Origin of the sequence: Klebsiella sp. 10982, assembly GCF_048589245.1 — a bacterium.
In the GTDB taxonomy this organism is placed as follows: domain Bacteria; phylum Pseudomonadota; class Gammaproteobacteria; order Enterobacterales; family Enterobacteriaceae; genus Klebsiella; species Klebsiella quasivariicola.
The window spans coordinates 70,490-81,391 of sequence record NZ_JBMAXV010000027.1 but is presented as its reverse complement, the minus strand read 5'-3'; the positions used below and the strand labels follow the sequence as shown (position 1 = coordinate 81,391).

Below are 10,902 nucleotides of genomic sequence, written 5' to 3'. Positions count from 1 at the left end.
AAAGTCTAAAAGTCTATAATTCAGCTAATGAAGAGTGGGCTAATAAACTTCGTTTCATCCATGCTAAAGCTAGTGCTGAACAAGATTTAGCCTTTCCTGATTTTATAGAAGCTAACATAAAAAAATATTTTTATAACTTCCCCAAAATTGAGACATCAATAGATTTGGATTCATTAAAAGACACGTTTGAATTAGACTGGAGTAATGAGTCTGAGGATGTTATTCATTTAACTGAAGAGTTAGAGGAAAATGAACACATAATAACTATTAATTATGATGCTCGTTATCATGATTTTGACCCTATAGAAAACCCAGCAATATTAACTTCTGATTTTTATCAAGAAGCTTTCAGTTCACTTATTAAAGAAGTTGATGGTATACTTAATGAATATACATTAACGGAGGTGGATTTTGATTAATTATTCATCAATCAGGAATGATATGGCATCTTTGCCTTCGGATCATGATGCAAGTGGAGATCATAAACCCACTGTGGATGAAATTTTTGCACCAAAGCAACATGCGAATGCTCTTGATCCGTATACGACGATTGTTGTGGGAGCGAGGGGGACTGGAAAAAGCTTTTGGGCTGGAGTTCTTTCTCAAGAAGATACACTTAAAGTGGCAGCAGAATCATATCCAGATTTGGGACTCGATAAAATAGTTGTTGCTGAAGGTTATAATGGCTTTATAAGTTCTAGGATATTAGAACAAGTAATACCTTTTGGGCAAGAATCTTCTATGGCAGTTTCATTTTGGCAAGCAGCAATAGTGAAAGCTGCTGAAGAATGTTTGGCGCCCAACAAAACTAAGAAAAAAATGTCAGACTATATTAAAAAATATTCTGATCCTGAGGATTTAGATATTTATCTAAATAAGCTAGATGATAAATTACAAGCCAAAAATATAAAATTAGTTATCACATTCGATGCTTTAGATAAATTATCAAAAGAATGGAGTCGTTCAACGCTAATTCTCGATGCTTTATTTGAAGTTGTTTGGGATTTACGCATTCGAAAAGCCATCAAAGCGAAAATATTCATTCGCCCAGAGCAACTAAATGATGAGAATTTAAAATTTGTCGAAATGCCGAAACTTAGGAGTTCTCGTGTTGAATTAGAATGGACACAACTAGAACTATATGGTTTGCTGTTTTCGAGGTTAGCTTATACATATGATAATTGCGATTTTCATGAATTATGCAAATCCATCGGGTCTCCATTCATTAAAATGCCCTATAAACAAAGAACAAATTGGGAAGTTTTAAGTAATAAAGATTTCCAGAAAAAGACTATGACCGCCCTTGCCGGTCCATATATGGGTGCAAACTTTAAAAAAGGAGGTACATATGATTGGCCATATAAACATTTGGCTGATGCAAACGGGAATGTTACTCCAAGAAGTTTTATCAAGCTTTTTTCTGAAGCAGCTAAACATACACCAGAACCGCAGAATAAAGTTATATCACCGGAAGGGATTCGCCATGGTTTGCGTGAAGCATCAAAAGTGCGCGTAGATCAATTAGGCATTGAGTATGTATGGGTTAAGCGAGCATTGGCCCCACTAGCTGGTCTTCGGGTTCCTTGCGCTGCTGAAGAAATATACACAAGATGGAAGGATAGTAATACAATTAAAGTCATCATGGATGCATCTAAAGATCCTAGTACTGGGTTTTTACCACCCTATCCATTCAAAACACAAAAAATTAAATATCCTGAGGATACTGCGGCTTTAGCTGAATCTATGGTCAATATAGGATTAATAGAACATAGGCAAGATGGACGAATCGATATCCCAGATCTTTTTCGAGTAGCTGCATTGATGTTAAAGAAAGGTGGTATAACTCCTAAAGCTAAGAGATAAAATGAAGGGCACGAATATGTGCCCTTTATTTACCATAACTAGTCAAAATAACATATTTTTTACTCAGTGATGAGTCTAATGCATTAATGTTACCTCCGGGAGCGTACCACCTGGTAGCGGCGGGTAAAATACTCCACCGGCGCACTCCACACGTGAACCAGACGGGTGAAGGGGAAGATCAGGAAGATGGTCATCCCCAGCACCAGGTGGACGCGATAGATCCACGCCACGCCGTCCAGATGCGCCGAGGCGCTGCCGTGGAAGGTGACCACCGCCTGCGCCCAGTCCACCAGCTTCAGCATCTCGCTGCCGTCCGGATGCCGGGCGGAGAAGGGAATAGTCGTCAGCCCCAGCGCACACTGAATCAGCAGAATGCACAGGATAAGAATATCCGCGGTCGTGGAGGTGGCGCGAATGCGCGGGTTGGTCAGGCGGCGCACCAGCAGGCCGAGTCCGCCGACCAGGGTCAGCACGCCACAGACGCCGCCGAGGATCATGGCCATCAGCTGCTTCTGCGACATCGGCAGGAACCACGAGTAGACCCAGTGCGGGGTCAGCATGCCAAAAAGATGGCCGAAGAAGATGCCGAGGATGCCGATATGGAATAAGTTCGACCATAGCACCATCCCGCGCTTATCCAGCATCTGGCTGGATGAGGCGCGCCAGGTATACTGCCCGTAATCATAGCGCAGCCAGCTGCCTACCAGAAAAACGGTGCCGCAGAGGTAAGGGTAGATATCGTAAAAGAAGACGTTCAGATACTGGATCATTTCGGGCCTCCGGCACGGATGTCAACGTACTGCGGCGCCACATCCTGACTAAAGCGTCGTTGATAAGCTTGCATCGGCGAGCTGTCGCAAGCGGTCGCATTATCTTCAATAAACTTCACCTGCTCTTCTTCCCACACGGCGTCCAGCGCCTGACGGGTATCGTCGCGCTTTTCGCCCGCCACCTGTTTAGTGACACTGTCACTGGTGAGCGGGCTTTTAGCCAACGCCAGCAGGGCGTCAAACAGCTGATAATACGGACAGGCTCGCTGCTTCAGGCGGCCGCCGATCAGCGCCAGAATCGGCGCGATATTCTGCAGCCCTTCGCGCGCCTCCGCGGGGGGTAAAATACTGAGGTACTCGAGATACAGCGGCAGATGATCGGGCAGCTCGCGACAATCGATCTGCAGACCCGCCTGCTGATACTGATTCATCAGGTCGACCATCGCCTGGCCGCGGTCGCGGGATTCGGCATGCACATGTTCAAACAACAGCAGCGAGGTGGCGCGCCCGCGCTCGAACACCTCGCACCACTCGGCCTGGCGATCCAACAGCGGAGCCGTCAGCAGCTCACTGACAAACGGCGTCAGGGAAGGGACATCGGCGCTGACCAGCGCCAGGGCGTCGTCGCGGTTCTCCCAAAGTAACTCGTCGGGGTACTCCAGCAACAAACCGATCACTTTCAGGATCCGCATCACTCGCCCTCCCCATGCTTACGCACGCCGCTGACGTCGATGGCGTCGATCCGCCGGCTGTTAAACAGGTTGAATTTCGTATCTGACCCGTGGCAGCCATCGCCGAAGGTAAAGCCGCAGCCGTTACGTTCCGGGAAGGCATCCTCCGCCAGTTCGCGATGGCTGGTGGGGATCACAAAGCGGTCTTCGTAGTTGGCGATCGCCAGATAGCGATACATCTCTTCGACCTGCTCAACGCTGAGGCCCACTTCTTCAATGGCGCGGGTATCGGTGACGCCTTCGACGGTTTGCGAACGTTTGTAGTGGCGCATCGCCATCATGCGTTTTAACGCGCGCAGGACCGGACCGGTATCGCCGGCGCTCAGCAGGTTCGCCAGGTATTGCACCGGTATACGCAGGCTCTCAACCGCTGGCAGGATGTTGCCGTTGCCCGGCAGGCCGCCGGCGTCGGCCACCGACTGGATCGGCGACAGGGGCGGCACGTACCAGACCATCGGCAGGGTGCGGTATTCCGGATGCAGCGGCAGGGCCAGCTTCCAGTCCATCGCCAGCTTATAGACCGGCGATTTCTGCGCGGCTTCAATCACGTTATGTGGAATACCCTGTTTTAACGCCTCTTCGATGACCGCCGGGTCGTTAGGGTTGAGGAACACCTCGCACTGGCGCTCATAGAGGTCGGTTTCATGTTCGGTACTGGCCGCTTCTTCGATGCGGTCGGCGTCATACAGCAGTACGCCAAGATAGCGGATGCGCCCGACGCAGGTTTCTGAACAGACCGTTGGCTGCCCGGACTCAATACGTGGATAGCAGAAAATGCATTTTTCCGACTTGCCGCTCTTCCAGTTAAAGTAGATTTTTTTGTACGGACAGCCGCTGATGCACATCCGCCAGCCGCGGCATTTATCCTGGTCGATCAGCACGATGCCGTCTTCTTCACGCTTGTAAATAGCGCCGCTCGGGCAGGTTGCGACACAGCTCGGATTGAGGCAGTGTTCGCACAGGCGCGGCAGATACATCATGAAGGTGTTTTCAAACTGGCCATACATCTCTTTCTGCATGGCTTCGAAGTTACGGTCTTTGGCGCGTTTTTCAAACTCGCCGCCGAGCAGTTCTTCCCAGTTTGGCCCCCATTTTATCTTATCCATACGCTCGCCGCTAATCAGCGAACGTGGGCGGGCGGTAGGCAAGTATTTGCCTTCCGGCGCGTTGTGCAGGTGCTGATAATCGTAGGTAAAGGGTTCGTAATAATCGTCAATCTGCGGCAGCACCGGGTTGGCGAAAATCTTCGACAACACGCTGACGCGGTTGCCCAGGCGCGGAGTGAGCTTGCCGCTGATACCGCGGATCCAGCCGCCTTGCCACTCGTCCTGATCTTCCCAGTTTTTGGGGTAGCCAATGCCCGGTTTGGTTTCCACGTTATTGAACCACGCGTACTCCATGCCTTCGCGGCTGCTCCAGACGTTTTTACAGGTGACGGAGCAGGTATGGCAGCCGATGCATTTATCCAGATTCAGCACCATTCCGACTTGTGAACGTATTTTCATTTCTTCGCCTCCTGTACCTGGTCGCGACCTTCGCCATCCAGCCAGTCAATATTTTTCATTTTGCGGATCATAATGAACTCGTCGCGGTTGGAGCCGACGGTGCCGTAGTAGTTAAAGCCGTAAGCCAGTTGGGCATAGCCGCCAATCATATGCGTGGGTTTTGGACAGACGCGGGTGACGGAGTTGTGGATACCGCCGCGACGACCGGTCACTTCCGAACCCGGAATATTCATAATGCGTTCCTGAGCGTGATACATCATGGTCATGCCCGGCGGCACGCGCTGGCTCACCACCGCACGCGCGGTGAGGGCGCCGTTGGCGTTGAAGGCTTCGATCCAGTCGTTATCTTCAATCCCCAGTTCTTTTGCGTCGGTTTCGCTTAGCCAGACGATGGGCCCGCCGCGCGACAACGTCAGCATCAGCAGGTTTTCGCTATAGGTCGAGTGGATACCCCATTTCTGATGCGGGGTCAGGAAGTTCAGCGCTTTTTCCGGGAAGCCGTTTGGCGGCACTTCCTTCATCTGGCTGACGCTTCGCGTATCGATCGGTGGGCGATAGGCCACCAGACTCTCGCCGAAGGCGCGCATCCAGGGATGATCCTGATAGAGCTGTTGCCGCCCGGAGAGGGTGCGCCAGGGGATCAGCTCATGCACGTTGGTATAACCGGCGTTGTAGGAGACATGCTCGCTTTCCAGCCCGGACCACGTTGGGCTGGAGATGATCTTGCGCGGCTGCGCCTGAATATCGCGAAAGCGGATCTTCTCATCCTCTTTATTCAGCGCCAGATGAGTGTGCTCGCGGCCGGTAAATTCTCCCAGCGCTTGCCAGGCTTTCACCGCCACCTGGCCATTGGTTTCCGGCGCCAGGCTCAAGATGACTTCACTGGCGTCGATGGCGCTGTCGATGCGCGGTCGGCCTTTGGCCGGACCATCCGGCTTGAGGTAGTTAAGCTTGCCGAGGAAATCGACTTCGCTCTGCGTATTCCATGTAATGCCTTTCCCGCCGTTGCCGAGCTTATCGAGCAGCGGGCCGAGAGAGGTGAAGCGGTCCCAGGTGGCGGGATAGTCGCGTTCAACCAGGGCAATTGACGGTGCGGTTTTGCCTGGAATGAGATCGCATTCGCCCTTGCGCCAGTCGAGGACATCGAACGGCTGCGACAGCTCCGCCGGAGAGTCGTGCTGCAGCGGCACCAGCACTACGTCGGTCTCTTTGCCAAGATGGCCGACGCAGACCTGCGAGAAGGATTTGGCGATATCCTTGTAGATCTCCCAGTCGCTTTTCGCCTCCCAGGCCGGGTCGACGGCGGCGGAGAGCGGGTGGATAAACGGGTGCATATCCGAGGTGTTCATATCGTCTTTTTCGTACCAGGTGGCGGTCGGCAGGACGATATCGGAGAACAGGCAGGTACTGGACATGCGGAAATCGAGAGTCACCAGGAGATCGAGTTTGCCCTCAATCGCCGCGGTCTGCCACTCGACTTCCTCCGGCTTCACGTCAGCGACAGAGCCAAACTCCTCGCCCTGAATACCGTTATCGGTACCGAGCAGGTACTTGAGCATGTACTCATGGCCCTTACCGGACGAGCCCAGCAGGTTCGAGCGCCAGATAAACAGGTTGCGCGGGTGGTTGTTGCCGCTGTCCGGCTGCTCGGCGGCAAAGCGAATGTCGCCTGATTTTAACGACTGGACGGTGAACTCAGCGGGGGAGAGCCCGGCGGCGTCGGCCTGCTGCCTGATGCTCAGCGGATTAACGTTAAGCTGCGGCGCGGAGGGCAGCCAGCCCATGCGCTCGGCGCGAACGTTGAAGTCGATCATATGGCCGCTGAATTTGCTGGCGTCGGCCAGCGGCGACAGCAGCTCCTGCGCGGTCAGTTTTTCATAGCGCCACTGGCTGGCGTGGTTGTAGAAATAAGAGGTACTGTTCATCTGCCGCGGCGGACGACTCCAGTCCAGGGCGAACGCCAGCGGCAGCCAGCCGGTCTGCGGGCGCAGCTTTTCCTGGCCGACATAGTGCGACCAGCCGCCGCCGCTCTGACCAACACAGCCGCAGAATACCAGCATGTTGATCATCCCGCGGTAGTTCATATCCATGTGGTACCAGTGGTTCACCCCGGCGCCGAGGATAATCATTGAGCGACCGTGGGTCTTGTGCGCCGTCTCGGCGAACTCGCGGGCAATCTGCTCGATATGCTGGCGCGGCACGCCGGTGATCTGCTCGGCCCATGCCGGGGTATAGGCTTTGACCTCGGCGAAATCCTTCGCCGCATTGACATCGTCAAGCCCGCGATCCAGACCGTAGTTAGCCAGAATCAGGTCATAGACGCTGACCACCAGGCCGCGTTCACCGCTGGCCAGCGTCAGCTGTTTCGCCGGTAGCAGGTGAAGGGTCACCGGTGACTGCGCTACGCTGCGAAAATGCGGGTTTTCGTTGCCGCCAAAGTAAGGGAAGCCCACCGACACCACGCTGTCGCGAATATCCAGCAGCGACAGCTTTAGCTCGACATCGTTGCCGTCTGCCCGTTGTTCAAGATTCCATTTGCCTTTTTCGCCCCAGCGAAAGCCGATGGAGCCGTTCGGCGCCACCAGTTCGCCGTCAGCGTTAAAGGCGACGGTTTTCCATTCCGGGTTATTCCTTTCCCCGAGACCATCAAGCAGGTCGGAAGCACGCAGCATACGGCCCGGCGTATAGCTGCCGTCGTCGCGCGGCTCGAGCATCACCAGCATCGGCATGTCGGTGTAGGTCCGGCAGTAGTTAAGAAAGTAATCGCTCGGGTTATCGAGGTGGAAGGCTTTAAGGATCACGTGGCCCATGGCCATCGCCAGCGCGCTGTCGGTGCCTTGCTTCGGCGCCAGCCACTGGTCGCAGAGCTTGGCGACTTCCGAATAGTCCGGCGTGATGGCGATGGTTTTGGTGCCCTTGTAGCGTACTTCGGTAAAGAAGTGGGCGTCCGGGGTTCGGGTCTGCGGGACGTTGGAGCCCCAGGCAATAATGTAGCTGGAGTTGTACCAGTCGGCGGATTCCGGCACGTCGGTCTGTTCGCCCCAGGTCATCGGCGAGGCGGGGGGGAGATCGCAGTACCAGTCATAAAAGCTCAGGCAGGTGCCGCCGATCAACGATAAATAGCGGGTACCTGCGGCGTAAGAGACCATCGACATCGCCGGGATCGGCGAGAAGCCGGCGACGCGGTCCGGGCCGTAGTGTTTGATGGTCCAGACGTTGGCGGCGGCGATCAGTTGATTTAACTCTTTCCAGCTGGAGCGAACAAAGCCGCCTTTGCCGCGCACTGCTTTATAGCTGCGGGTTTTGGCCGGATCCTGCATGATGCTATCCCAGGCCAGCACCGGGTCGGGATGCTGTGCCAGGGCTGCGCGCCACAGCTCAATCAGCCGTTTACGCGCCAGCGGGTACTTCAGCCGGTTGGCGCTGTAGAGATACCAGGAGTAGCTGGCGCCGCGCGGGCAGCCGCGCGGTTCGTGATTGGGCAGATCTGGCCGGGTGCGCGGATAATCGGTCTGCTGGGTTTCCCAGGTCACCAGGCCGTTTTTGACGTAAATTTTCCAGCTGCAGGAGCCGGTGCAGTTCACACCGTGCGTGGAGCGGACAATTTTGTCGAACTGCCAGCGTTGCCGGTAGCTATCTTCCCAGTCACGGTTGTTGTTGTAGACCTGGCCGTGGCCGTTGGCAAAGGTGTCGCCTTTCTGCTTAAAGTAGCGAAAGCGATCCAGAAGTTTACTCATGACATTTCTCCTGCTCCGATGATGTCCGGCAACGTGCCACCCGGCCGGATGAGCGAACGAAGGCGTAGGCCGGATAAGGCGTAAGCCGCCATCCGGCAGATAAATCGTTATGGTTATGCGGGTTTACGGCGGCCGTAGACCAGCCAGGTCACCAGCACGCAAACCACATAGAAGACAAAAAAGACTTTCATCGCGCCAACCGGCGAGCCGGTCATTGCCAGCGAGGTGCCGAAGGCTTTTGGAATAAAGAAACCGCCGATGGCGCCGATCGCCGAGATAAAGCCCAGCGCGGCAGCGGTATCGGTCACCGCCTCGTGCTGCGCTTCTTCATCGCTGCCGCCGCGCTGCTTTACGCTGTCGATGGTGAGCTGGCGGAAGATGACGGCGATCATCTGGAAAGTGGAGCCGCTTCCCAGACCGGCGGTTAGAAAGAGCCCCATAAACACCACGTAGAAGGCGAGAAAGCTGCCGGATCCGCTGCCTGGCAGGGTCAGAAACAGCAGGCCGGTAAACAGCGCCATCAGGACGAAGTTGACCAGCGTCACCCGCACGCCGCCCAGACGGTCGGAGATGATCCCGCCGAACGACCGCGCCAGCGCGCCAATGAACGGCCCGAAAAAAGCGAGTTTGAGGATATCGACGGCGGGGAACTGGGTTTTCGCCAGCATGGCGAAGCCAGCGGAGAAGCCGATAAACGAGCCAAACGTCGCCAGATAGAGCAGGCTTAACAGCCACATATGCGGTCGCTTGAGTACGGGAAGCTGATCGCGAATCGAGGCCTTCGAACCGGCGATATCGTTCATGCCGAACCAGGCGGCGACGGTGGCGAGCAGCAGCAGCGGTACCCAGACGAGCGCCGCATTACTCAGGGTCATTGTCGAACCATCGGGCTGGGTGACGCCGTGCACGCCGAGGAAGGTGAAGAGCGGCAGGAAGATCACCGCCGGGGCGACCATCTGCATCACGCTAACGCCGAGATTGCCAAGGCCGCCATTGACCCCCAGCGCGCTGCCCTGTTTGGCTTTGGGAAAAAAGAAACTGATATTTCCCATGCTGGAAGCAAAATTCGCGCCGGCAAAACCGCACAGCAGCGCAATAATAATAAATACCCAGAACGGAGTAGTAATATTCTGGATCGCCACCCCTAACCAAATACAAGGCACCACCAGGATCACCGTACTTAATACGGTCCAGTAGCGCCCGCCAAAGAGGGGTACCATAAAGGAGTAGGGGACCCGTAATATCGCGCCGGAAAGTGAAGGCAGGGCGGTTAATAAAAACAGCTGGTCGGTGGTGAAATGAAAACCGACCTTATTGAGATTGACCGCCACGGCGCTGAATAACATCCACACGCAGAAAGCAAGCAGCAGGCAGGCCACTGATATCCATAGATTTCTTCGCGCGATGGCTTGACCTTTATTTTCCCAGAACGCCTTATTTTCAGGTCGCCAGTTTGTCAAAAGGTAATGATTATCTTTCTCATTCTGTACCGACATATTGCCCTCTATTTGCCTGGAAAGGAGTCAATAAATAAGGTCAACAGCTGATTGCAAGGGGATGGTGAATAACGTTTACACTGCGTTATCTATGAAGCGTAGATAAAAAAAACGTGCTCACAGAGAGCACGTGGTAAGCGTAGCGGAATTAATTGTTACTAAATGTAAGTCTTAGCTAAAATAACTCCAGCGTAATCATCTTATTTACGTATCGGCTAAACGCCGCCTCATCCAGGGCCTGTGCCTCCAGCGCATAAATCCCGTCGAGGCCGCACACCAGGGCGATAAAGCGCCAGGCGATATCCGCCGCAGGCTCCGCCGATCGAAATTCGCCGCTGGCGAGGCCCTGGTCGATGATGGCGACGGTCTCGGCATGCCACATATTCATCGTCAGCAGGTAGGCCGCTTTGATCTGCGGATCGCTGTCGGCCAGCACCTGGCCTTCGCGCCACAGGCGGATATAGGGTTCCAGCCGGCCATCCTCGCTGCCGATCATCGAGAACAACCGCTCGCGCCAGCTGGCGTCTTCGGGGACCAGCGGCATATCGAGCATCTCGCGGATCAGACGGATGAAGACCTGTGATTTCAGCTCGCCAATAGACGCGAAGTGGTGGTGTAGTTGCCCGGCGGCCACCTGCGCCTCGCGGGCGATCTGCCGCACGGTCATGGCGGCAAAGCCGCCGCTCAACGCCAGGCGCATGGCGGCCTGCATTATCCCTTCCCGTCGCGCATCTCGTTGTAAATAGTGCATAGAACCCCACTGTCATCTGGCTTTGGCCGAGTGTAACAAAAAGTTGGAC

8 protein-coding genes are annotated in these 10,902 nt (G+C 54.5%); 2 read left to right on the top strand and 6 right to left on the bottom strand.

The window, feature by feature from the left end:
- On the top strand, positions 1–419 hold a 419-nt coding region (locus ACKLKD_RS19035), incomplete at its 5' end, for a hypothetical protein (RefSeq protein WP_420061982.1).
- Positions 420–441: 22 nt separating this feature from the next.
- Positions 442–1,863: a P-loop ATPase, Sll1717 family gene (locus tag ACKLKD_RS19030; protein ID WP_023297704.1), complete on the top strand. Its 1,422-nt coding sequence runs from the start codon at positions 442–444 to the stop codon at positions 1,861–1,863.
- Between the two features lie 89 nt (positions 1,864–1,952).
- Here ACKLKD_RS19030 and narI read toward each other — a convergent pair whose 3' ends face one another.
- The 6 genes from narI to ACKLKD_RS19000 all read right to left on the bottom strand — a co-directional run bounded on the left by narI (position 1,953) and on the right by ACKLKD_RS19000 (position 10,853).
- Positions 1,953–2,633 carry a respiratory nitrate reductase subunit gamma gene (gene narI, locus ACKLKD_RS19025; protein ID WP_025712690.1) on the bottom strand — a complete coding sequence of 227 codons (681 nt, stop codon included), beginning with the start codon at positions 2,631–2,633 and terminating at the stop codon, positions 1,953–1,955.
- Positions 2,630–3,325 carry a nitrate reductase molybdenum cofactor assembly chaperone gene (gene narW / locus ACKLKD_RS19020; protein WP_080924099.1) on the bottom strand — a complete coding sequence of 232 codons (696 nt, stop codon included), beginning with the start codon at positions 3,323–3,325 and terminating at the stop codon, positions 2,630–2,632. The genes narI and narW overlap by 4 nt, the downstream gene beginning before the upstream one ends.
- Positions 3,325–4,869 (bottom strand): nitrate reductase subunit beta, encoded by a 1,545-nt coding sequence (narH, locus tag ACKLKD_RS19015; protein WP_025712692.1) that lies wholly within the window; start codon positions 4,867–4,869, stop codon positions 3,325–3,327. Before narH ends, narW begins: the two co-directional genes overlap by 1 nt.
- Positions 4,866–8,606: a nitrate reductase subunit alpha gene (locus ACKLKD_RS19010; protein ID WP_025712693.1), complete on the bottom strand. Its 3,741-nt coding sequence runs from the start codon at positions 8,604–8,606 to the stop codon at positions 4,866–4,868. The genes narH and ACKLKD_RS19010 overlap by 4 nt, the downstream gene beginning before the upstream one ends.
- A gap of 113 nt (positions 8,607–8,719) precedes the next feature.
- Positions 8,720–10,102 (bottom strand): NarK family nitrate/nitrite MFS transporter, encoded by a 1,383-nt coding sequence (locus ACKLKD_RS19005; protein WP_025712694.1) that lies wholly within the window; start codon positions 10,100–10,102, stop codon positions 8,720–8,722.
- 175 nt (positions 10,103–10,277) lie between these two features.
- Positions 10,278–10,853 (bottom strand): TetR family transcriptional regulator, encoded by a 576-nt coding sequence (locus tag ACKLKD_RS19000; RefSeq protein ID WP_025712695.1) that lies wholly within the window; start codon positions 10,851–10,853, stop codon positions 10,278–10,280.
- Positions 10,854–10,902: the final 49 nt, after the last annotated feature.